The organism is Mycobacterium sp. B14F4 (genome assembly GCF_039871645.1).
GTDB lineage: Bacteria > Actinomycetota > Actinomycetes > Mycobacteriales > Mycobacteriaceae > Mycobacterium.
This window is the reverse complement of the sequence record NZ_JBDPMF010000004.1, coordinates 18,088-39,595: the sequence shown is the minus strand read 5'-3', so window position 1 is coordinate 39,595 and position 21,508 is coordinate 18,088. Positions and strand designations below refer to the sequence as shown.

The window sequence follows — 21,508 nt, the reverse complement described above, 5'->3', positions numbered from 1 at the left end:
CCTGATTCGCCGGCTCAGCCGGCGGTGCCTGATTCGCCGGCTCAGCCGGCGGCCACCTCCGGCATGCGCGCCGACGGCTTGTCCGAGCCGTCGGTCTTGCCGTCCTTGATGTCGGCGGCGTAGAGGTCGACGTACTCCTGGCCCGACAGCCGCATCAGCTCGTACATCACCTCGTCGATCACCGCGCGCTCGATGAAGCGGTTACCCGCGAGCCCCTCGAAGCGGCTGAAGTCCATCGGCTTGCCGAACTTCACCTGCACCCGGCCGAACCGCCACATCTTGCTGCCCGGCGGGTTGACGGCGTCGGTTCCGATCATCGCGACCGGGATCACCGGCACGCCGGTTTCCAGTGCCAGCCGCGCCAGCCCCGTCTTGCCCTTGTAGAGCCTGCCGTCGGGCGAGCGGGTCCCCTCGGGATACATCCCCAGCAATTTTCCCTCACCGAGGATGCGCGCGGCGGTGGTCAGCGCGCTCTGGGCGCTGTCGGCGTCGGTCCGATCGATCGGCACCTGCCCCGCGACGGTGTAGAACCACCGGGTGAACCAGCCCTTGACCCCGGTGCCGGTGAAGTACTCGGCCTTGGCCAGGAACGTGATCCGGCGGGTGACCACCAGCGGCAAATAGAAGCTGTCCGCCACCGCGAGATGATTGCTCGCCAGAATCGCAGGACCGTCGTGCGGAACGCAGTCCAGCCCTTCTACTTTCGGCCGACCCAGCAACGACAGCAAGGGGCCCATGAAGATGTATTTGAACAGCCAGTACCACATGGGCCCTCCCGGTGATCGAACACTCGACGGCAGTGTTCTGCGACAACTTTACCCACGCGATGTGGATGCGACCACAGCGCGAGGCGGTTACTCCTCGACGGTGACCGGAATGTGTTGATATCGGCCGGGCGTCGGGGGCGGCGGTTCGTCGCCGCCTGGCGGGGGTCCCTCGGGCGGCTCGTCGGGCCCTCGAGGCCCAGCGCCGTCGGAACCCTCGACCACGGCCCTGATCACCGCCAGCAGCGCGACGCTGTGCTCTGCGATGACGGTCAGCAGCGGATGCTGCTCGCCCGCGACCAGCGCGGCGAGCGCGCACACCGGGCACCAGACCTGCTGGCACTTGCCCGCCCCGCTCGACAACGCCCGCGCGGCCGCCAGCCGCACCGCGGGGTCGAGCTTGTCGAGGATCGCCTGGGCCAACTGCCTAAGCTCCGGCCCGATGTCCGGGTGGGGCCCGCTCACTTCGGCCACACCTCCGGATTCGGTCGAAAACGCACGGTCAACTCACAGCCTCGCAACTGCGCGTCCACCACGATGCAGCGACGCAGCACGGACGCCAGTCGAACTCGGCGCCGCAAACCGCCGACGCCGATGATCAAGTCGTCGTCGACCCTGCCGAGCGTCAAGCCGGACGAGTCGACCTGCGGCAACTCTAGCCGTAACCGGTAGATCGCCTCGAGCCCGGAACCGGACTCGCGGTCGACGACCGGGCGCACCGGCGCCGGTGGCGGCGAACCGTCACGGCGGCGCGCGCTGTCCAGAAGTTCGCCCAGCGCCTTGGCCCCGATCGGTTCACCCGCGAGGTGCGGCACCAGCACCAGTTGCACATCGCCGATCGTGGCGTCGAGCTCGTCGAGGACCGAGCGCTGCTCGGAGATCCGCTCGGTGTACCAGTCGAAGGCCGGATGGCTCGGCAGGTTGCGGTACTCATACGAATCGTCCTGAACCAGAATCTGGTTCACGATCAACTCGCCGACCTTCACACCCATCAGCGCCAGCGACCCCAACGTGCGCACCGCCTCGGCGGCCACCACCCGCTCGGCCGTCATCACCAGATGCGCGCTCACCTTCGAGCCGTCGGTGAGCAGCGCGCCGAGCCGTTCGGTCCCGGCGCCGATGCGTTCGAGCAGGCCGACGATCGCCGCGGTGTGCGCATCGTCGGCGCCCGTGGACAGCCGGCGATGGCGGGGCCACGCCCGTTCGAGGTAGAGCGCGAACGTCGCGGGCAGGGTGAGCATGCGCATCGCGTCGGCCGTCGATGCACAGTCGACCACCACGTGGTCCCACTGCCCGCAGCGCGCCAGCTCTCCCACCTCGTGCAGGCCGAGCACCTCCTGAATACCGGGTAATGCCGAAAGCTCCTCGGGCGCAACGCTTCCCAGCTCTGATTCGGGAAACCTGCCCGACAGCAGCCCGGCGATCTCGCGCCAATGCGACTCGAGCAGCGCCAGCGTGTCGAGCGCAAGCGCGTCGAGGAACCCGCCGGATCCGTCGTCGCGCCCGATGTCGAGGTCGGCCAGCACGCGCGTCGGCGCGCGCAACCCGGTCGGCGTGACGGTCGAACCGAGCACATCGCCGATGGAGTGCGCCTGGTCGGTGGAGACCAGCAACACCCGCATCCCCGCGCGTGCGTCGCGCACGGCGGTGGCGGTCGCCAACGTGGACTTGCCTACCCCGCCCTTACCGACGAACAGGCTGATGCCGGCGGCATCGGTCAGCTCACTCAGCCTCGACTCGTTTCTTCAGGTCCTTCAACGCGGTGTCCGTGAGGCGCCGTTCGGCCTTCCGTTTCAGCAGGCCGATCATCGGGATGACCAGGTCCACCGACAGCTCGTAGGTGACATCGGTGCCGGATCCCTTCGGCGACAACCGATATGCGCCCTCGAGCGATTTCAGCAGCGAGCTGGACACCAGGCTCCACGTCACCGACTTGTGGTCCGGCGGCCAGACGTAGGCCAGCACCATGGTGTCCTTGAGCACCGCGGCGTCCAGCACCAGGCGGGCGGTCTTCGGGTAGCCCTCGGCGTCCGCCTCGAGCACCTCGGTCTCCTTGTATTCGGCGACCCAGTCGGGATACGAGCCGATATCCGCGATGACATCCATCACCGTCGACGGGTCCGCGTCGATGTAGATGGTCTGCGCCGTCTTGTCCGCCACGTGAAAAATCTACCCTTCTCCCAGAGATGCGGCCGAAGTATCAGGCCAGGCGCGAGACGCCCACCGGGCGCGTCGCCTCGAGCCGCTGCTTGACCTCGAAGGCCATGTCCTTGCCCGCCACCCGGCGTCGGTGGTTCATCTTCGGCAGGTTCATCTTGGCCAGCTGCCAGGCGGCCGCACCCGACGGCTCGGCGTGCAGAAAATAGTGCAGGATCACGCCGTCCAGCCTCGGCTCGAGCCAGATCTCCATCGTGCCGGTGAGCGCGCCGGCGACGGTCCAGCGGTGTCCCGCCTCGCCTCGGTCCTGAACCACCGTCAACCGCAGGTCGGGCCACCAGCGGCGCCAGCTCGCGGGGTCGGCGACATAGCGGCCGACCTCGACGGGATCGGCGGCGACGAAGGTCTCGTCCGCGATCTGGATGCTGTTCATGGCATACAAGCTTCACATACGGCCCTGACCCATGACCCTGACCGGCCTGAACTCGGCCGACTAGGCTGGGACCGGCATTGCAGCCGGACACCGGGAGGCCAGATCGTGCGTGAATACAGTGTGCCCGCCTCGTTCACCGTCGGCGAGCACGACCACGTCGCCAGTTCCGTGTTCGCCCACGAACGCGACAATCCGGACCATGTGATCTTCCAGCGCCTCGTCGACGGCGCCTGGCGTGACGTCACCTGCAGGCAGGCCGCCGACGAGATCCGCTCTGCGGCGCTCGGTTTGATCGCCCAAGGCGTCGAGCCGGGAGACCGGGTGGCGATCCTGTCCGCGACGCGCTACGAGTGGGTCATCCTCGACTACGCGATCCTGGCCGTCGGCGCCGTGACGGTTCCCATCTACGAGACCTCCTCGCCCGAGCAGGTGCGCTGGGTGCTGGAGGATTCCGGCGCGGTGGTGGCGTTCGTCGAGATCGAGGCGCACGCCCTGATGGTCAAGGAACTGCTCGACGAGTTGCCCGCGCTGCGGCAGGTGGCGGTCATCGAGTCGACGGCGCCCGGGGCGCTCGACACGCTGGCCGCAGCCGGTGCGGGCGCAGACGCAGCCGAACTCGACCGGCGGCTGGCGGGCATCAAATCCGCCGATCCGGCCACGCTGATCTACACCTCCGGGACCACGGGCCGGCCGAAGGGCTGCCAGCTCACCCACTCCAACCTGCTCAGCGAGATCCGTGGCGCGTCGGACTGCTTCCCCAGCCTGCTGCGCAAGGGCGAGCGCCTGCTGGTGTTCCTCCCACTGGCACACGTGCTGGCGCGGGCCCTGTCCATGACGGCGTTCGCGAACGGGGTGACCATCGGCTACACCAGTGACATCAAGAACCTGGTGCCGATGTTCGGCTTATTCAAGCCGACGGTCATCGTGTCGGTGCCCCGCGTGTTCGAAAAGGTCTACAACACAGCCGAATTGAACGCCCAGGACAGCGGGAAGGGCGCGATCTTCGCCAAGGCGGCCCAGACCGCGATCGAGTGGAGCAAGGCCCAGGACAGCGGTGGGCCGGGCCTGCTGCTGCGCGCCAGGCACGCGATCTTCGATCGGCTCGTCTACGGCAAGCTCCGCGCCGCCACCGGTGGCAACTGCCGCGCCTCCATCTCGGGCGGTGCGCCGCTGGGCGCGCGACTGGGTCACTTCTACCGCGGCATCGGGCTGACGATCTACGAGGGCTACGGCCTCACCGAGACCAGCGCCGCGATCACGGCCAACCGGATCGGTGAGCTGAAGATCGGCACCGTCGGAAAGTTGTTGCCCGGCAACAGCATGGCGGTCGCCAACGACGGTGAACTACTGGTGCGCGGCGGCGTGGTGTTCAACGGATACTGGCGCAACCAGACCGCCACCGACGAGGCGATCGTCAACGGCTGGTTCCACACCGGCGATCTCGGCAGCATCGACGGCGACGGCTTCCTGTCGATCGTCGGCCGCAAGAAGGAGATCATCGTGACGGCGGGCGGCAAGAACGTCGCCCCCGCGGTTCTCGAGGACCAACTGCGCGCCCACCCGCTGATCAGTCAGGCCATGGCGGTCGGCGACGGCAAACCGTTCATCGCCGCACTGATCGCCATCGACCCCGAGGCGTTCGACGTGTGGAAGCAGCACCACGACAAGCCGGCCACGGCTTCGGTGGAGGACCTGGCCGGTGACCCCGACCTGGTCGCCGAGATCGACCTGGCCGTCAAGAACGCCAACCAGGTGGTGTCGAAGGCAGAGGCGATCCGCAAATTTCGGATCCTGCCGGTCGACTTCACCGTGCTCACCGGGGAACTCACCCCGACGCTGAAGGTCAAGCGCAAGGTCGTCGCCGACAAGTTCGCCGCCGAGATCGAAGCGCTGTACGAGAAGGGCTAGAGCAGGTTCGCAAGCCGATCGGCCTGGGTGTGCCACTGCCAGTTCTCGACCACCCAGCGCCGCCCGGCCGCGCCCATCCGCGCCGCTGAGTCCGGGTCGGCGAGCAGGTCGCCGATCGACGCCGCGATGGCGCCGACATCCCAGCCGTCGACGACGACGCCCGTCTCGCCGTTGCGCACCGTCTCGGGTGCACCGCCCGAGCGGCCCGCGACCACCGGTACCCCCGTGGCGGACGCCTCCAGGTAGACGATGCCCAGGCCCTCGACGTCAAGCCCGGCCCCGCGGGTGCGGCACGGCATGGCGAACACGTCGGCCAGCGCGTGGTGGGCCGGGAGTTCGTCACCGGGCACCGCCTCGGTGAACACCACGTGTTCGGTCACGCCGAAGCCGTGCGCCAGCCGGCGCAGCGCATCCCGGTAGGGCCCGCCCCCCACGACGACGAGCGCCGCGCCGGGCACCCGCTGCCGGATCGCCGGCAACGCCCGGATCAGCATGTCCTGCCCTTTGCGCGGCACCAGCCGGGACACACACACCACCACCGGCCGGCCGCCCAGCCGGTAGCGGGCGCGCAGTTCGGCACGGGCGACCTCGTCGGGGGCGAACCGGTCGGTGTCCACACCCGGCGGCAGGTGCTCGAGCGCGGCGTCGGGCCCGAAGGCCGAGGCGAACCGGCCCCGGGTGTAGCGGCTGACGTAGGTGACCACGTCGGTGCCGGATCCGATGCGCCGCAACGCCGTTCGCGCCACCGGCAGCATCGACCAACCCACCTCGTGGCCGTGCGTGCTGGCGATCACCCGGTGCGCGCCGGCATCGCGGGCCAGCGGCGCCATCAACGCCAGCGGGGCCGCCGCACCGAACCACACCGTCTCGGCCCGGTGCCGTCGTATCAGCCGCTTCATCCGGCCCATCACCGACGGCTCGGGAAGCATCAGCGTGCCCGGGTGCCGCACCACGTCGTAGCCGGCGCGACGGTCGAAGTCCTCGCAGCCCTTCCACTTCGGCGCGTACACCGTCACCGTGTGCCCGCCGGCGGCGACCAAGTGGTCGACCAACTCCTGCAGATAGGACTGGATGCCGCCGCGGCGCGGCGGAAAGTCGTTGGTGACCAGCAACACCCGGCTCACGTCAGGCCGACGCCCACTGCCGCCACTGCGCCAGGACGGTGTCGAGATCCACCCCGAGCGTGTCGCGCACCGCGGTCGCCACGTCGGGATGCCCGGGACCGCATGCTCGGGCGTAGAGATCGCGCAACGCCGCGGCGCCGTAGCGGTCGGCAACGAACCGGCTGAACCACCAGGCACGGTCGTAGGCCAGCGAGCGGTCGGGTCCGGCCAGTTCGGCGTCGGTGGGCAGCGCCATCCCCGCGCCGTCCGGCGGCGTGGCCGCGGGGCGGGCGACGAAGTCGGCGACGCCCTCGGTCAGCCACCGCGGCGCGTCGGCGGCCGTCCCGGCCCGGGCGGCATGGTGAAAGAGCTCGTGGCGCAGCACTATTCGCAGACCCGCAGCACTCATCTGTGCGGCGCCAGGCGCGAGTACGATGCGCTCGCCGGTGGTGGTGGCCGCGGTGTGAAGGTCACCGCCGCCCATCGCGGCGAACTGTTCGTCGGTCGCGGCGGCGACGATCGTCACCTCGCGCGGCCAGTCGGCGCCCCAGAACGCGGTGACCGCCGCCGCGGCGCCGTCCATCTCGGCGGCGACACCTGCGAGCAGGCCCTCGGTGCGCTGCCCGCCGAACCCGATCAGCCGCACGGTGCGACCGTCGCGCAGGGCCTCGACCGTCGACGCGGCCGTCGGGGTGGTCAGCGAGGCCGGCGTGGCCAGTGTTGGCCCGGCCGGGATCTCGGAGCGGCCCAGCAGCAGCAGCGCGCAGATCAGCTCGGTGACAAGGAGCGCGGCGAGCCTGGTCCTGCTCCGGCGGCGGTCAGTAACGACGGACGTTGTGGATCGGCGCATTGTCCACCGGCGCGACTCGCACCGGCGTGCCGTAGGTCGAAGCGTGCACCATCATCCCGTCGCCGATGTAGATGCCCACATGCGACGCGTCGGAGTAGTACGTGACGAGGTCGCCCGGCTGCATCTGGTCCCGCGACACCGCCTGACCGCCGCTCGCCAGCGCCTGGCTGGAGTGGGGCAGCGAGATGCCCGCCTGCTGGAACGACCACATCACCAGCCCGGAGCAGTCGAAGGCGCTCGGTCCGGATCCGCCCCACGAGTACGGCGAGCCGATGCGGCTCATCGCGGCCTGGATGACGGTCGCCGAATGCCCGCCCGGCGGGGGTGCCATATCGCCCGGCGGGATCGCACCGGGGGCTCCCGGCGGCGCGGCCATGATCGCGGGATCGCCGCCCGGTGGCAACGGCGTGGGTGCGGGCACCGGAGGTGCGGGCGGCATGGCGGCGAGCGCTTCGCGCTGATTCGGCGTCAACGCCTCGTACTGCGCCTTGACCACGGCAATCTGGATCTGCAGCCGACTTTGCTTGGATTGCAGATCGGCGCGCACCGCGGCGGCCTGTTCGGCCGCGGTCTTGGCCTCGGCGGCCGACTTCGCCGACGCCTCTTCGGCCAGCGCGGCCTCTCGGCCGATCTCGCGGTAGCTCTTCATCTGCGCCGACATCTCGGCGGCCATCACCCGCTGCACCGACAACTGATCGATGAGGCCCTGTGGTGAGCCGGCGGTCAGCATCGCGTCCAGACCGTCGGTCCTGCCGCCCATGTACTGCGCCGCAGCAACCTTGTCGACAGCGTTCTGAAAGTTTGCCAGCTGCGCGCGTGCCGCATCCGCGGCGGCGACGTCGGCGGCATGCTTGGCATCGGCAGTGCGCTGGATGGCCAACTTGTTCTCGAGATCGAGCTGCGCCGAGTGCATCGCTTCGGTCGTCTGCTCGGCCTGGCGCGACAGCTCATTGAGCTTTGCCAGCGCGTCGTCGGCCGGGTCGGCCTGCACACTTCCCGTGAACAGGCCCACGAGGAGGGCGACACCGACCATCGCACCTACGACGGGCCGCCGGAACCCACGTTTAGTCAAGCGCGTAAAGCCGAGCCTCAAGATTTTGCGTCCTTCAACTTCCGTGACGAAGCCGTGTCGACTGCTCTTAGGTCTCAGACAGGTTACGAAACGGCATCGGGCTTGTCCAACAGAAGACGCAAATTTAACAGCCGCAACGAAAACCGTTATCAACGGCCTCGTCACGAGCGTGTCGTCAGGCCACTCCCGAATCCCCTTGCCGATGAATCGGAACCAGCCGAAGCCGTGGCGCGAGACCCACGTCGGCAAGCACCTCCAACGCGCGACGCTCGTCATCCAGCAAGGTCTCCGGCACGCCGAGCAGAACGCTCACCACGCAGTCCTGACAACCTGGTCCGCGGACCGCGCAGTCGTCGCAGTCGATCTTCACCGTGCCCACCATGGCTCCTCTCGGTCGGTGCTGTCCGCACGCTATCGGGGGGTACCGACATTCGAGACCGCGCGCCGGCACCCCCGCGTGGCAACCCGCCGATGTCGGTGCCGTTTCCTACCTTCGGCACATGGGTCAGCTCAGCTTCGCGGACGTCGATCGCGTGGCTGACGTCTCGTTACGCGAGACGACGTTCGTCGTCGTCGACCTGGAGACCACCGGCGGGCGCGCCTCGGGCGACCACCACGACGCCATCACCGAGATCGGTGCGGTCAAGGTGCGCGGCGGCACGGTGCTCGGTGAACTGGCCACACTGGTCGATCCCGGGCGCAGCATCCCCCCGCAGATCGTCGCGCTCACCGGGATCACCACGGCGATGGTCTGCAACGCGCCGCGAATCGAGTCGGTGCTGCCCGCGTTCCTCGAGTTCGCGCGCGGCACGGTGCTGGTCGCGCACAACGCCGGATTCGACATCGGGTTCCTGCGGGCGGCCGCCGAACGTTGCGACATCGCCTGGCCCAAACCGCCGGTGCTGTGCACGGTCAAGCTGGCGCGTCGGGTGCTCACCCGCGACGAGGCGCCCAGCGTGAAGCTCTCGGCGCTGGCCCGCCTGTTCGGTGCGTCCACCACGCCGACGCACCGCGCGCTCGACGACGCCCGGGCCACCGTCGACGTGCTGCACGGGCTCATCGAGCGGGTCGGCAATCAGGGCGTGCACACCTACCCCGAACTGCGCTCGTACCTGCCCGACGTGACCCCGGCGCAACGCCGCAACCGGCATCTGGCCACCGGGCTGCCCCGGCGCCCCGGCGTCTACCTGTTCCGCGGCCCGGCGGCGGAGGTGCTCTACGTCGGCACCGCGGTCGACCTGCGCAGGCGGGTCGGTCAGTACTTCAACGGCGCCGACCCGCGCACCCGCATGAAGGAGATGGCCTCGTTGGCCACCGCGGTCGATCACGTCGAGTGCGCCCATGACCTCGAGGCGGGCGTGCGCGAACTGCGGCTGCTGGCCGCCCACGCGCCGCCCTACAACCGCCGGTCGAAGTTCCCGCACCGGTGGTGGTGGGCGGCGCTGACCGACGAGGCGTTCCCCCGGTTCTCGGTTGTTCGGACCCCGAAGCACGATGCGGTGATCGGCCCGTTCCGGGCGCGCGCCGACGCGGTCGACACCGCCGCGCTGCTCGCGCGGTTCACCGGGCTGCGCACGTGCACCAACCGGCTGGGCCGCACGGCGCTGCACGGGCCGGCCTGCCCCGAACGGGAACTCTCGCCCTGCCCCGCGGCCCGCGACGTCGGCGCCGCCGAGTACGCCGCCGCCCCCTTGCGCGCCAAGGACCTCGTCGACGGCCGCGACGGCCGCGCGCTGGCCGACGTCCTCGGCCACATCGCCGACCTCGCCGACCGCGGCCGCTACGAGACCGCCGCGCGGCTGCGCGACCACGCCGCCACCGCGATCGACGCGCTCTGGCGCGGTCAGCGGCTGCGGGCGCTGGCCGGCATCGCCGAACTGGTCGCCGCCCGGCCGGACGGCGCGGGCGGCTGGCAGCTGGTGGTCGTCCGGCACGGTCAACTGGCCGCCGCGGGAAACGCCGCGCGCGGAGTGCCACCGATGCCCGTCGTGGACGCGATTTGCGCTGGGGCACAAGCGATTCTGCCGTCCACCGCGCCGCTCGGCGGCGCGCTCGTCGAGGAGACGGCGCTCATCGCGCGCTGGGTGCAGCAGCCGGGTGTGCGCATCGTGCGCACCGAGGACGGCTACTGCTCGCCGGTGCACGCGGCGGGCCGGTGGGCGGGGTGGGCCGCGTCGGCGCGCTCGGCCCGACTGGCCGCCGAGCAGATCGAGAGGACGACCCTCTCAGACCTTCTGCGTGAATCGCACCCAACGCGCGAGGAGCTGTTCGGCCGCCCCGGAGTCGATGGCCTCGGCCGCCTTGGCCAGCCCGTGCTCCCACGCCGGCACCCATTTGGCGTCGCTGGCTAGGCCCGCGTGGGCCACCATCGCACCCGCTGCGTTGAGGACCACCGCGTCGCGCACCGCACCCGTCGCGCCGCCGAGCACCGCGCGCACCGAGGCTGCGTTGGACTCGGCGTCGCCGCCGACCAACTCCGACAACTCGGCCCGCTTGAAACCGAACGCGGCGGGGTCGAACGTCAACCGCTCGACGGTGCCGGACTGCACCCGCCAGATGGTGCTCGTCGTGGTGGTGGTCAGCTCGTCGAGCCCGTCGTCGCCGTGCACCACCAGCACGCTGGACCGGCGGGTGGCGAACACACCCGCCATCACCTCGGCCAGATCCGCCCAGGCACAGCCGATCAGCCCTGCCCGCGGGGATGCCGGATTGGTCAGCGGCCCAAGCAGATTGAAGACCGTCGGCACACCGATCTCACGGCGCACCACGCCGGCGTGCCGGTACGAGGGATGGAACTGCGGCGCGAAGGCGAACCCGATGCCGACCTCGGCGACGCTGCGGGCGACGTCGTCGGGCCCGAGGTCGATGCGGACCCCGAGCGCCTCGAGGGTGTCGGCGCCCCCCGACAGCGACGACGCGGCGCGGTTGCCGTGCTTGATCACCGGCACCCCGGCGGCGGCCACCACGATCGCTGCCATAGTGGACAGGTTCACCGTGTTCGATCCGTCGCCGCCGGTACCCACCACGTCGACCGTGTCGGTGCCGATCACGTCGGTCGGCACTCGCCGCGCATGCTTGAGCATGATGTCGGCCAACTCGGTGACCTCGGCCGACGTCGGCCGCTTCATCCTCATCGCGACGCCGAACGCGGCGATCTGGGCGGGCGTCGCCGAACCGGTCATGATCTGGTCCATCGCCCACGCCGCCTGGCCCGTCGCGAGGGACTGCCCGGTGGTGAGGCGGCCCAGCACCCGGGGCCACGTGAGGGAATCTGCATTTTGAGGGGAAGGCACCCCGTGATTATTACGAAACTGCCGACCCGGGTGGAGATCGACAACTACAAAGCGTCATACTTGCTCCTGTGACGAGCGCTGTAGGGACCTCGGGAACCGCAATCACGTCGCGAGTACATTCGCTGAACCGACCCAACATGGTCAGTGTCGGCACGATTGTGTGGCTATCCAGCGAGCTGATGTTCTTTGCTGGGTTGTTCGCGATGTACTTCACCGCACGCTCGCAGGCGGGCGGCGAGTGGCCCACCCCGCCGACCGAGCTCAACCTCGTGCAGGCCGTGCCGGTCACGCTGGTGCTGATCGCCTCGTCGTTCACCTGCCAGATGGGCGTTTTCGCCGCCGAGCGGGGTGACGTGTTCGGCCTGCGCCGCTGGTACGTCGTGACGTTCCTGATGGGCCTGTTCTTCGTGCTGGGGCAGGGTTACGAGTACATCCAGCTGGTGCACCACGGCACGACGATCTCGTCCAGCGCGTACGGATCGGTGTTCTACCTGGCCACCGGCTTCCACGGCCTGCACGTCATCGGCGGCCTCATCGCCTTCATCTTCCTGCTGGCCCGCACCCGGATGAGCAAGTTCACCCCGGCGCAGGCCACCGCCGCGATCGTCGTGTCGTACTACTGGCACTTCGTCGACATCGTGTGGATCGCCCTGTTCGCCGTTATCTACTTCGTCCGTTGATCGGCTCGCCGCTGTGTCCGTCGATCGGCTCGCCGATGTGTCCGAGGAAAGAAAGGGTCCGATGACCGACAAGTCCCGCCGCCGGCTGCGCCGGCGCCTGTCAGCGGCAGTGCTGCTGCTGGTTGGACTGGGTGTCGCCGGTGGCCTGGCGGCCACGTTGACGCCGACGCCCCAGGTGGCGGTCGCCGACGAGTCGCAGTCGGCGCTGCTGCGCACGGGCCAGCAGCTCTACGACACCTCCTGCGTCACCTGCCACGGGCTGAACCTGCAGGGTGTGGCCGATCGCGGGCCGAGCCTCATCGGTGTCGGCGAGGCCGCGGTGTACTTCCAGGTGTCCACGGGCCGCATGCCGGCGATGCGCGGCGAGGCCCAGGCGCCCGCCAAGCCGCCGCAGTTCGACGCCCAGCAGATCGACGCTCTCGGCGCCTACGTCCAGGCCAACGGCGGCGGACCCGTCGCACCGCGCGACGAGAACGGCCAGATCGCCGACGCCTCGCTGATCGGCAACGACGTCGCCCGCGGCGGGGACCTGTTCCGACTCAACTGCGCGTCGTGCCACAACTTCACCGGCAAGGGCGGCGCGCTGTCGTCGGGTAAGTACGCCCCCGACCTCGGCGGCGCCACCCCGGCGCAGATCTACACCGCGATGCTGACCGGCCCACAGAACATGCCGAAGTTCTCCGACCGGCAGCTGAGCCCCGAAGAGAAGCGCGACATCGTCGCCTACGTCCGTGAGTCGGCGGAGACGCCGAGCTACGGCGGCTACGGCCTGGGCGGGTTCGGTCCGGCGCCGGAAGGCATGGCGGCCTGGATCATCGGCATGGTCGCCGTCATCGCTGCGGCCCTGTGGATCGGAGCGCGAGCATGAGCAGCGAGCGAGGGGCCGAAGGCGGATCGCGCATGGATGGGACTCCCAGCGGCCCGGACGGTATGCCCAAGGGCACCGACGCCCCCGGCCACGCCGGGGTGCCCGGTCAGCCCACCGACGCCGAGCTGGCGGCGATGTCGCGTGAGGAGCTCCTCGAGCTCGGCGGCAAGCTCGACGGCGTCGAGATCGTCTACAAGGAGGACCGCTGGCCGGTCGCGGGCACCAAGGCCGAGAAGCGGAGCCAACGCACGGTCTCGTATTGGCTTCTGCTGGGCGGGTTCTCGGGCCTCGCGCTGCTGCTGGTGTTCCTGTTCTGGCCGTGGGAGTACCAGCCCTACGGCTCGGAGGGCGAGTTCCTCTACAGCCTGGCCACCCCCCTGTACGGGTTGACCTTCGGGCTGTCCATCCTCGCCATCGGCATCGGCGCGGTGCTGTACCAGAAGAAGTTCATCCCCGAGGAGATCTCGATCCAGGAGCGCCACGACGGCAGCTCCCCGGAGATCCAGCGCAGGACGGTCGTGGCCAACCTGACCGATGCGCTCGAGGGCTCGACGATCAAGCGGCGCAAGCTCGTCGGCCTGTCGCTCGGCATCGGGCTCGGCGCCTTCGGCCTCGGCACCCTGGTGGCCTTCGCCGGTGGTCTGATCAAGAACCCGTGGAAGCCGGTGGTGCAGACCGCCGACGGCAAGAAGGCCGTGCTGTGGACGTCGGGGTGGACGCCCCGCTATGAGGGCGAGACCATCTACCTGGCGCGGTCGACCGGCAAGCCGGGCGAGTCGCCGTTCATCAAGATGAGGCCCGAGGACATCGACGCCGGCGGCATGGAGACGGTCTTCCCGTGGCGCGAGTCAGACGGTGACGGCACCACGGTGGAGTCGCATCACCACCTCGCCGAGATCGCGATGGGCGTGCGCAACCCGGTCATGCTGATCCGCATCAAGGCCCAGGACATGGGGCGCGTCGTCAAGCGCAAGGGCCAGGAGAGCTTCAACTTCGGCGACCTGTTCGCCTACACCAAGGTCTGCTCCCACCTGGGTTGTCCCGCTTCGCTTTACGAACAGCAGTCCTATCGCATTCTCTGCCCGTGCCACCAGTCGCAGTTCGACGCGTTGCACTTCGCGAAACCCATATTCGGCCCCGCTGCGCGCGCGTTGGCGCAGCTGCCCATCACCATCGACCAGGACGGGTATCTGGTCGCCAACGGCGATTTCATCGAGCCCGTGGGTCCGGCATTCTGGGAACGGAGGACAGAATGAGTCCGACACTGCCAAAACCCCCCAGCGCAGCCCAGATCGCCGCCTCCCAAGGCAACGCGATCGACTCGCGGTATCACCCATCGGCGGCGGTGCGACGCCAGCTGAACAAGGTGTTCCCGACCCACTGGTCCTTCCTGCTGGGCGAGATCGCGTTGTACAGCTTCATCGTGCTGCTGATCACCGGCGTCTACCTGACCCTGTTCTTCGACCCGTCGATGGCCGAGGTCACCTACGACGGCGTCTACCAACCGCTGCGCGGTGTGCAGATGTCGAAGGCCTACGAGTCCACGCTGGACATCAGTTTCGAGGTTCGCGGCGGCCTGTTCGTGCGCCAGGTACACCACTGGGCCGCACTGCTGTTCGCCGCGGCGATCATGGTGCACCTCGCCCGCATCTTCTTCACCGGCGCGTTCCGCAAGCCGCGCGAGGCGAACTGGGTGATCGGCTCGCTGCTGCTGATCCTCGCGATGTTCGAGGGCTACTTCGGTTACTCGCTGCCCGACGACCTGCTCTCGGGCATCGGTCTTCGCGCTGCGATGTCGTCGATCACGCTCGGCATGCCGGTCATCGGAACGTGGCTGCACTGGGCACTGTTCGGCGGTGACTTCCCGTGTGGCGGCGTCGGCTACGAATGCATGCAGGACGGCTTCTGGATACCGCGAATGTACGCGCTGCACATCCTGCTGATACCGGGAATCATCTTGGCGCTCATCGGTGTTCACCTCGCGCTGGTGTGGTTCCAGAAGCACACCCAGTTCCCCGGCCCCGGCCGCACCGAGACCAACGTCGTCGGTGTCCGTGTCATGCCGGTGTTCGCGGTCAAGTCCGGTGCGTTCTTCGCGATGACCGTCGGCATCACCGGCCTGATGGGTGGCCTGCTGCAGATCAACCCGATCTGGAACCTGGGCCCCTACAAGCCGTCTCAGGTGTCGGCGGGCAGCCAGCCCGACTTCTACATGATGTGGACCGAGGGCCTGGCCCGTATCTTCCCGCCGTGGGAGATCTACCTCGGCAATTACACGATCCCGTCCCCGGTGTGGGTGGCGTTGGTCATGGGCCTGATCTTCATCCTGTTGCCGGCCTGGCCGTACCTGGAGAAGAAGTTCACCGGTGACGACGCGCACCACAACCTGCTGCAGCGTCCCCGTGACGCCCCGGTGCGCACCGCCATCGGCGCGATGGCCATCGCGTTCTACATGGTGCTGACGCTGAGCGCGATGAACGACATCATCGCGCTGAAGTTCAACATCTCGCTGAACGCGACCACGTGGATCGGCCGCATCGGCATGGTGGCGTTGCCCGCGATCGTGTACTACATCGCCTACCGGTGGGCCATCGGCCTGCAGCGCAGCGACCGCGAGGTGCTCGAGCACGGCATCGAGACCGGCATCATCAAGCGGCTGCCGCACGGTGCCTACATCGAGCTGCACCAGCCGCTGGGCCCGGTCGACGAGCACGGCCATCCGATCCCGTTGGCGTACCAGGGCGCAGCCCTGCCGAAGCGGATGAACAAGCTCGGCTCGGCCGGGGCTCCGGGTAGCGGCAGCTTCCTGTCCGCCGACCCGCTCTCCGAGCACGAGGCGCTCACCGAGGCGCATCACGCGGGCGAGCGCAAGGCGCTCACCGCGCTGGCCGAGCACCAGGCCCGCAACGGCTCGTCCAACGGTCACGGCAACGGCTCGTCGGACGGCCACACGAACGGTCATCACTGACCACCCGCCCGAGCTGAAGAGCGCTGAAGAGCGCTGAAGAGCGCAAAAGAGCTACGCGGCCGGCTGATCCAGCTGGGCGCGTAGCTCTTTCAGGTAGAACCACGGAATGGCGGGCATGGCCAGCGTGACCAACGCGGCCAGTACGTAGAACACCCACCCGGCCACGGTGCTGTCGACGGCCATCAGGTAGGTGGCCACGCCGATGGCGACCATGGCGATGCCGATCGCGCAGGCGATCACCAGCGCGCAGCGCAGCCAGAGCTGGTCGACGGCCGCCAGAGCGGGCTCGGGCGCCTCCTGCGTACGAAGGGCGCGGGGCGCCGCATACGACGCGCCCTGGCCGCTTCTGGGCCCCAGTGCGCCGATCTTCTCGGTGGCCGGGGCCTGCCCGCCGGGTGGCTGGGCACGGCCGGGTGCCGGGCGGGCCGCCGACTGGGGGGCGGCCGGGGCCGGCTCGGCCAGCGCCTCGCGTCGCGCGCGGAGCAGCAACGGCACCGCGCCGATGATGACGACGGCCGAGACGCCGATGACGGTGTAGAGCAGCCACGGAGTCCCAGCCTCACCCGCCGACTCGGCGTGGGCCTGCCCCAGGTCCACCAGCGCGACGGTGGCGGCCACGCCGGCGCCGAGGGCGACGAGCCAGATCGCCGCGCACGAGCCCAGCAGGATCCGGTCGGTGCGGTCCAGTTCGCTCGGGTCCAGCACGGGCGTCAGCCGTGAGCGGCCCGAGGTGTCGGTGTCGTAGGCCATCAGCAGCTGGTCTGGGCGGCGTTGTTGGTGTTCGACGACAGCACCGTGCCGTCGCTGGTGGTGATCGAGCAGTTGAGCCTGCTGACCAGGAACAGGCTCGAGGCCTGCACCGAGCCGACCTCGGACTGCGAGATCGGGGTTACGGTCAACGACCACGGGATGTAGACGTTGCGCTGGGTCCGGCTGCGGCCCGACGCGTCGATGTAGGTCACGGTGATGATGTCTCCAGGTGCCTTGGTTCCCGTCACCGAGTAGGTGACCTGGCGCGGACCCGCTCGCGTCGTCGTCGTGGGTGGCGGCGACGGCGGCGGTGGGGTGGTTTCCGGTGCGGGCGGCGGCGGGGGTGGTTCGGCGGGCGCCGGCGGCGGAGGCGGCGGCTCCTGCGTCACCGTGACGGTCTCCGGCGGCGGGGGCGGTGGCTCCTCGGTCGTCGGCGGCGGCGGGGGCGGCGGCGGCGGAGTCGTGGTGGTGATCTCGTCCTGCACCGGCGGAGCGGTGGTGGTCGACGTATCGGGGGTGGCCAGATTGCTGGTGTCGGTGCGGGTCACCAGCACCGACACCGACGCCACCAGTGCGACGGCGGCGATGATCGCGACGACGCCGACCACCCACGGCCACCGGGGCGGCTCGGGCGCTTCGACGACTTCGGTCTGCTCGTAGCTGTCGTAGTCGTAGAGCGACGAGTCGGCGGGCACGTACGGGCCGCTGGTGAACTGCTCGGACTCCGGCGCCGAATACGCGCGCGAGTGCAGGTCGGTCTCGCTGGTGTCCGGCTTGATGTCGTCGCCGGGGCCGTGGCCCGGCTCCTGCCCCGTGAGATCCGCCCCGTCGTCACCTGGGGGGTTCGGCCCGCTCATCTACGCCTATCCTTCTCGACTACTCAACCGGCGCGACAGGCCGAAAGGTTCGATTGCCGGCTCGGCCGGCGGCGCCTGACCGTGCCTCGGCAACACTACCCAACGGCAAGAAGCGGATGAATCGCAGCGCGGGGTGCGGGCGAAGTGGTGGCCCGATTGTGACCTTTCCCCGCCCGGGCGCAGAAGGAGTCGGGTGGGTCAGTGCTTCTCGGCGCCGGTGTAGTACTCGAACACCAGACCGCCCGCGGTGGTCAGCACGAAGCAGACGCCGGCCACGATCAGCCAGGGCAGCCACAGCGCGACGCCGACCGCGGTGACCGACGCCGAGAGCGCAATGAAGACCGGCCACCAGCTGTGCGGACTGAAGAAGCCCAGCTCCCCCGCGCCGTCGCTGATCTCGGCGTCCTCGTAGTCCTCGGGCCGGGTGTCGAGGCGGCGGGCCACGAAGCGGAAGAAGGTGCCGGTGATCAGCGTCAGGCCCGCCGTCATCACCAGTGCCACGGTGCCCGCCCACTCGATGCCGCCGTTGGCGAACATCGCGGTCAGCACGGCGTAGACAACCGCCGCGAGGACGAAGAAGGCGGTCAGGAACTCGAACAGCCGGGCTTCGATGTGCATGTGGTGTGATCCCCTACTTGCTGGCCTGGGCTAGCTGTGGCGCCAGCTCACCGCGCCGGGTGTCGAACGGCTTGGTGGTGACGGCGGTGGGCGGCTGGTTGATCGCCTGCAGCGCCTCGGCGTTGGTCTTGCCGTCGATGCGCTGCTGCAGGTACGCCTTGAAGTCGTTGGGCTGCACCACCCGCAACTCGAAGTTCATCATCGAGTGGTAGGTGCCGCACATCTCCGTGCAGCGGCCGACGAACGCGCCGGTCTGCTGGATCTCGCTGATCTGGAAGGTGTTGTCGGAGTTGTTCGCCTGCGGGTTCGGGATGACGTCGCGCTTGAACAGGAACTCCGGCACCCAGAACCCGTGGATGACGTCGGCGGAGGCGATCTGGAACTCGATGCGCTTGCCGACGGGCACCACGAGGATCGGGATCTCCGAGGAGGTGCCAACCGTCTCGACCTTGTCGAAGTTCAGGTAGCTGCGGTCCTCGGGGTTCATGCCCGCGATCGCGCCGAACTCACCGCCGTGCTCGCCCTCGACGCCCTCGGGGCCCGATGCGACGGCCTCCTGGCGCTCGGGGTCGGCGCCGTCGTACGTGAAGGTGCCGTCGGAGAAGTCCACCTTCTGGTAGCCGAACTTCCAGTTCCACTGAAAGGCGGTGACGTCGACGACGACCTCGGGGTTGGGCTCCTCGTTCAGCATGCGTTCCTGCACCACCACGGTGAAGTAGAACAGCACCGAGATGATCAGGAACGGGATGACGGTCAGCGCCAGCTCCAGCGGCATGTTGTAACCGAACTGCCGCGGCAGCTCGGTGTCGGTCTTCTTGCGCCGGTGAAACGCCGAGGTCCAGAAGATCAGGACGTAGACGATCGCACCGACGACCAGCGCCGCGATCACCGAGCCGATCCACAGTTCACGGTTTAGGTGCGCTTCGGGTGTGATGCCGTTCGGCCAGCCCAGGCCCAGCACCTCCGACCAGCTGCAGCCGCTGAGCAGCAACGTCGTACCACCCAGGACGAGTGACAGTGCCGTCGTGCGCACCACCGCCTTCAGCCCGCGAGGTGTCACGTTGAAGCCTCCTAGAAGTCGGTGACGCACGACCGCGGCGCGGCCGGTGTTCTGGAGCGAATACTACGCAGCGTAGACCACCGCCGGGTGCCGGCCTCGACACACCTCTGCCGTCGCGTACCTCGCGTCCGCGGCGCCGTGGTTCCCGCGCCGACGCATTGGGCATACTTGGCGCCGTGTGCGGACTGCTGGCCCTCGTGCGTGACCCGTCCGCTGTGGTCTCCGAAGGCCTGATCGAGGCGGTTTCGGGCGCGTCGCACCTGATGCGTCACCGCGGCCCGGACGAACCCGGCACGTGGTCGGACGACCCGGCGGAACCCACCACCGTGCTGGGCTTCAACCGGCTGTCGATCATCGACATCGCGCACAGCCACCAGCCGCTGCGCTGGGGGCCGCCGCACTCGCCCGACCGCTACGTGCTGGTGTTCAACGGCGAGATCTACAACTACCTCGAGTTGCGTGAGGAACTGGCGGCCCGGCATGGCGCCGAATTCACCACCGACGGCGACGGTGAGGCGATCATCGCCGCCTATCACCACTGGGGCACCGACGCGCTGACCCGACTGCGCGGCATGTTCGCGTTCGCGCTGTGGGACACCGTCGCCCGCGAACTGTTCTGCGCGCGCGACCCGTTCGGCATCAAACCGCTGTACATGGCGACCGGACCCGGCGGCACGGCGGTCGGCAGCGAGAAGAAATGCCTGCTCGACCTCGCGGACACGGTGGGCCTGGACCTGTCCATCGACAGGCGCGCCGTGCAGCACTACACGGTGCTGCAGTACGTCCCGGAGCCGGAGACCCTGCACACCGGCGTGCGCCGGCTCGAGTCGGGCAGCTATGCCCGCCTCCGTCCCGGCGAGCGGCCCGAGGTGACCCGCTATTTCATCCCGCGGTTCACCGCTGTTCCTTTCGCGGCCGGGGGCGAGCAGGCACGCTACGACGAGATCACCGCGGTGCTCGAGGACTCGGTCGCCAAGCACATGCGCGCCGACGTCACGGTGGGCGCGTTCTTGTCCGGCGGCATCGACTCGACCGCGATCGCGGCGCTCGCGATGCGGCACAACCCACGGCTGATCACCTTCACCACCGGGTTCGAGCGCGAAGGGTTCTCCGAGGTCGACGTCGCGGTCGCCTCGGCAGAGGCGATCGGCGCCAGGCACGTCACCAAGGTGGTCAGCCAGGCCGAGTTCGTCGCCGCACTGCCCGAAATCGTCTGGTATCTCGACGAACCCGTCGCCGACCCCGCGCTGGTCCCGCTGTATTTCATCGCGCGCGAGGCCCGCAAGCACGTCAAGGTGGTGTTGTCCGGCGAAGGCGCCGACGAGTTGTTCGGCGGCTACACCATCTACCGGGAGCCGTTGTCGCTGCGGCCTTTCGAGTATCTGCCCAAGCCGGTGCGGCGGTCGCTGGGGCGCGCTTCGCGGCCGCTTCCCGAGGGCTTGCGCGGTAAGAGCCTGCTGCACCGCGGTTCGCTGACGCTCGAGGAGCGCTACTACGGCAACGCGCGCAGTTTCTCCGACGCGCAACTGCGCGCCGTGCTGCCCGGTTTCCGCCAGGACTGGACGCACACCGACGTCACCGCGCCCGTGTACGCCGCGTCCGACGGCTGGGACCCGGTCGCGCGGATGCAGCACATCGACCTTTTCACCTGGCTGCGCGGCGACATCCTGGTCAAGGCGGACAAGATGACCATGGCCAACTCGCTGGAACTGCGGGTGCCGTTCCTCGACCCCGAGGTGTTCGCCGTCGCGTCTCGGCTGCCGTTCGACCAGAAGATCACCAGGGCGACAACGAAATTCGCGCTGCGGCGCGCACTGGAGCCGATCGTCCCCGCACATGTGCTCAACCGCCCCAAGCTCGGCTTCCCGGTGCCGATTCGGCACTGGTTGCGGGCCGGCGAGCTACTGGACTGGGCGTACGCGACGGTCGGCTCGTCACAGGCCGGCGAGCTGGTCGACCTGGCGGCGGTGCGCGCCATGCTCGACGAACACCGAAGCGGGACAAGCGATCACAGCCGCCGACTGTGGACCGTGCTGATCTTCATGCTGTGGCACGCGATCTTCGTCGAGCACAGCATCACGCCGACCATCAGCGAGCCGCACTATCCAGTGCAGCTGTAGCGCTACT

The 21,508-nt window shown here is 69.1% G+C and carries 20 protein-coding genes and 1 pseudogene; 7 read left to right on the top strand and 14 right to left on the bottom strand.

The window, feature by feature from the left end; translation table 11 throughout:
- Positions 1 to 41 precede the first annotated feature (41 nt).
- The 5 genes from ABGB19_RS12500 to ABGB19_RS12480 all read right to left on the bottom strand — a co-directional run bounded on the left by ABGB19_RS12500 (position 42) and on the right by ABGB19_RS12480 (position 3,354).
- On the bottom strand, positions 42 to 767 hold the full coding sequence (locus tag ABGB19_RS12500) for a lysophospholipid acyltransferase family protein (RefSeq protein ID WP_347686286.1): 726 nt from the start codon (positions 765 to 767) through the stop codon (positions 42 to 44).
- Positions 768 to 854: 87 nt separating this feature from the next.
- Positions 855 to 1,229 carry a hypothetical protein gene (locus tag ABGB19_RS12495; RefSeq protein ID WP_347686285.1) on the bottom strand — a complete coding sequence of 125 codons (375 nt, stop codon included), beginning with the start codon at positions 1,227 to 1,229 and terminating at the stop codon, positions 855 to 857.
- The gene (locus ABGB19_RS12490) at positions 1,226 to 2,494 is read right to left on the bottom strand and encodes an ArsA family ATPase (protein WP_347686716.1); all 1,269 of its coding nucleotides are present in this window, start codon (positions 2,492 to 2,494) and stop codon (positions 1,226 to 1,228) included. Before ABGB19_RS12490 ends, ABGB19_RS12495 begins: the two co-directional genes overlap by 4 nt.
- Complete coding sequence (locus ABGB19_RS12485) at positions 2,487 to 2,924, bottom strand: SRPBCC family protein (protein WP_347686284.1); 438 nt, start codon at positions 2,922 to 2,924, stop codon at positions 2,487 to 2,489. Before ABGB19_RS12485 ends, ABGB19_RS12490 begins: the two co-directional genes overlap by 8 nt.
- A 40-nt stretch (positions 2,925 to 2,964) precedes the next feature.
- Positions 2,965 to 3,354 carry a polyketide cyclase / dehydrase and lipid transport gene (locus ABGB19_RS12480; RefSeq protein WP_347686283.1) on the bottom strand — a complete coding sequence of 130 codons (390 nt, stop codon included), beginning with the start codon at positions 3,352 to 3,354 and terminating at the stop codon, positions 2,965 to 2,967.
- A 105-nt stretch (positions 3,355 to 3,459) separates the two neighbouring features.
- On the opposite strand from ABGB19_RS12480, the gene ABGB19_RS12475 reads away from it, so the two are divergent.
- On the top strand, positions 3,460 to 5,262 hold the full coding sequence (locus ABGB19_RS12475; RefSeq protein WP_347686282.1) for a long-chain fatty acid--CoA ligase: 1,803 nt from the start codon (positions 3,460 to 3,462) through the stop codon (positions 5,260 to 5,262).
- Here ABGB19_RS12475 and ABGB19_RS12470 read toward each other — a convergent pair.
- The 4 genes from ABGB19_RS12470 to ABGB19_RS12455 form a co-directional block, all read right to left on the bottom strand.
- Positions 5,259 to 6,386, bottom strand: coding sequence for a glycosyltransferase family 4 protein (locus tag ABGB19_RS12470; protein WP_347686281.1), 1,128 nt, complete (start codon positions 6,384 to 6,386; stop codon positions 5,259 to 5,261). The genes ABGB19_RS12475 and ABGB19_RS12470 overlap by 4 nt on opposite strands.
- A gap of 1 nt (position 6,387) precedes the next feature.
- Positions 6,388 to 7,215: a DUF4157 domain-containing protein gene (locus ABGB19_RS12465; RefSeq protein WP_347686280.1), complete on the bottom strand. Its 828-nt coding sequence runs from the start codon at positions 7,213 to 7,215 to the stop codon at positions 6,388 to 6,390.
- Positions 7,184 to 8,248: a peptidoglycan hydrolase RipC gene (gene ripC, locus ABGB19_RS12460; protein ID WP_347686279.1), complete on the bottom strand. Its 1,065-nt coding sequence runs from the start codon at positions 8,246 to 8,248 to the stop codon at positions 7,184 to 7,186. Before ripC ends, ABGB19_RS12465 begins: the two co-directional genes overlap by 32 nt.
- A gap of 214 nt (positions 8,249 to 8,462) precedes the next feature.
- A complete protein-coding gene (locus ABGB19_RS12455; protein ID WP_347686278.1) occupies positions 8,463 to 8,669 on the bottom strand; it encodes a hypothetical protein in 207 nt (68 codons plus the stop codon).
- On the opposite strand from ABGB19_RS12455, the pseudogene ABGB19_RS12450 reads away from it, so the two are divergent.
- Positions 8,668 to 10,575 (top strand): annotated as a pseudogene (locus ABGB19_RS12450) (DEDD exonuclease domain-containing protein); the annotation flags it as partial. The gene ABGB19_RS12455 and the pseudogene ABGB19_RS12450 sit on opposite strands and share 2 nt — an antisense overlap.
- Here ABGB19_RS12450 and trpD read toward each other — a convergent pair.
- Entirely contained in the window at positions 10,513 to 11,580 is a 1,068-nt protein-coding gene (gene trpD / locus ABGB19_RS12445) for an anthranilate phosphoribosyltransferase (RefSeq protein ID WP_347686277.1), read from the bottom strand. The pseudogene ABGB19_RS12450 and the gene trpD overlap by 63 nt on opposite strands.
- A gap of 68 nt (positions 11,581 to 11,648) precedes the next feature.
- On the opposite strand from trpD, the gene ABGB19_RS12440 reads away from it, so the two are divergent.
- The 4 genes from ABGB19_RS12440 to ABGB19_RS12425 all read left to right on the top strand — a co-directional run bounded on the left by ABGB19_RS12440 (position 11,649) and on the right by ABGB19_RS12425 (position 16,096).
- Complete coding sequence (locus ABGB19_RS12440) at positions 11,649 to 12,260, top strand: heme-copper oxidase subunit III (protein WP_347686276.1); 612 nt, start codon at positions 11,649 to 11,651, stop codon at positions 12,258 to 12,260.
- Between the two features lie 61 nt (positions 12,261 to 12,321).
- The gene (locus ABGB19_RS12435; RefSeq protein WP_347686275.1) at positions 12,322 to 13,128 is read left to right on the top strand and encodes a cytochrome c; all 807 of its coding nucleotides are present in this window, start codon (positions 12,322 to 12,324) and stop codon (positions 13,126 to 13,128) included.
- A gap of 62 nt (positions 13,129 to 13,190) precedes the next feature.
- Positions 13,191 to 14,384 (top strand): ubiquinol-cytochrome c reductase iron-sulfur subunit, encoded by a 1,194-nt coding sequence (locus ABGB19_RS12430; protein WP_347686715.1) that lies wholly within the window; start codon positions 13,191 to 13,193, stop codon positions 14,382 to 14,384.
- Complete coding sequence (locus ABGB19_RS12425) at positions 14,381 to 16,096, top strand: cytochrome bc complex cytochrome b subunit (RefSeq protein WP_347686274.1); 1,716 nt, start codon at positions 14,381 to 14,383, stop codon at positions 16,094 to 16,096. Before ABGB19_RS12430 ends, ABGB19_RS12425 begins: the two co-directional genes overlap by 4 nt.
- A 51-nt stretch (positions 16,097 to 16,147) precedes the next feature.
- Here the strand turns inward: ABGB19_RS12425 and ABGB19_RS12420 are convergent, their stop codons facing one another.
- The 4 genes from ABGB19_RS12420 to ABGB19_RS12405 form a co-directional block, all read right to left on the bottom strand.
- Positions 16,148 to 16,846: a DUF2561 family protein gene (locus ABGB19_RS12420; protein ID WP_347686273.1), complete on the bottom strand. Its 699-nt coding sequence runs from the start codon at positions 16,844 to 16,846 to the stop codon at positions 16,148 to 16,150.
- On the bottom strand, positions 16,846 to 17,703 hold the full coding sequence (locus ABGB19_RS12415; RefSeq protein ID WP_347686272.1) for an MmpS family transport accessory protein: 858 nt from the start codon (positions 17,701 to 17,703) through the stop codon (positions 16,846 to 16,848). Before ABGB19_RS12415 ends, ABGB19_RS12420 begins: the two co-directional genes overlap by 1 nt.
- Positions 17,704 to 17,901: 198 nt before the next feature.
- Positions 17,902 to 18,321 carry a cytochrome c oxidase subunit 4 gene (locus ABGB19_RS12410; RefSeq protein ID WP_347686271.1) on the bottom strand — a complete coding sequence of 140 codons (420 nt, stop codon included), beginning with the start codon at positions 18,319 to 18,321 and terminating at the stop codon, positions 17,902 to 17,904.
- Positions 18,322 to 18,334: 13 nt separating this feature from the next.
- Positions 18,335 to 19,411: a cytochrome c oxidase subunit II gene (locus tag ABGB19_RS12405; RefSeq protein WP_347686270.1), complete on the bottom strand. Its 1,077-nt coding sequence runs from the start codon at positions 19,409 to 19,411 to the stop codon at positions 18,335 to 18,337.
- Positions 19,412 to 19,557: 146 nt separating this feature from the next.
- On the opposite strand from ABGB19_RS12405, the gene asnB reads away from it, so the two are divergent.
- Positions 19,558 to 21,501 (top strand): asparagine synthase (glutamine-hydrolyzing), encoded by a 1,944-nt coding sequence (asnB, locus tag ABGB19_RS12400; protein ID WP_347686269.1) that lies wholly within the window; start codon positions 19,558 to 19,560, stop codon positions 21,499 to 21,501.
- Positions 21,502 to 21,508: the final 7 nt, after the last annotated feature.

Excerpts from the sequence above, each read along its gene's own strand:
- ABGB19_RS12480 (WP_347686283.1), bottom strand. The coding sequence starts at position 3,354 with ATGAACAGCATCCAGATCGCGGACGAGACCTTCGTCGCCGCCGATCCC.
- ABGB19_RS12430 (WP_347686715.1), top strand. The coding sequence starts at position 13,191 with ATGCCCAAGGGCACCGACGCCCCCGGCCACGCCGGGGTGCCCGGTCAG.
- ABGB19_RS12420 (WP_347686273.1), bottom strand. The coding sequence starts at position 16,846 with ATGGCCTACGACACCGACACCTCGGGCCGCTCACGGCTGACGCCCGTG.
- ABGB19_RS12425 (WP_347686274.1), top strand. The coding sequence starts at position 14,381 with ATGAGTCCGACACTGCCAAAACCCCCCAGCGCAGCCCAGATCGCCGCC.
- ripC (WP_347686279.1), bottom strand. The coding sequence starts at position 8,248 with ATGGTCGGTGTCGCCCTCCTCGTGGGCCTGTTCACGGGAAGTGTGCAG.
- ABGB19_RS12435 (WP_347686275.1), top strand. The coding sequence starts at position 12,322 with ATGACCGACAAGTCCCGCCGCCGGCTGCGCCGGCGCCTGTCAGCGGCA.
- ABGB19_RS12410 (WP_347686271.1), bottom strand. The coding sequence starts at position 18,321 with ATGCACATCGAAGCCCGGCTGTTCGAGTTCCTGACCGCCTTCTTCGTC.
- ABGB19_RS12415 (WP_347686272.1), bottom strand. The coding sequence starts at position 17,703 with ATGAGCGGGCCGAACCCCCCAGGTGACGACGGGGCGGATCTCACGGGG.
- ABGB19_RS12455 (WP_347686278.1), bottom strand. The coding sequence starts at position 8,669 with ATGGTGGGCACGGTGAAGATCGACTGCGACGACTGCGCGGTCCGCGGA.
- ABGB19_RS12465 (WP_347686280.1), bottom strand. The coding sequence starts at position 7,215 with ATGCGCCGATCCACAACGTCCGTCGTTACTGACCGCCGCCGGAGCAGG.
- ABGB19_RS12500 (WP_347686286.1), bottom strand. The coding sequence starts at position 767 with ATGTGGTACTGGCTGTTCAAATACATCTTCATGGGCCCCTTGCTGTCG.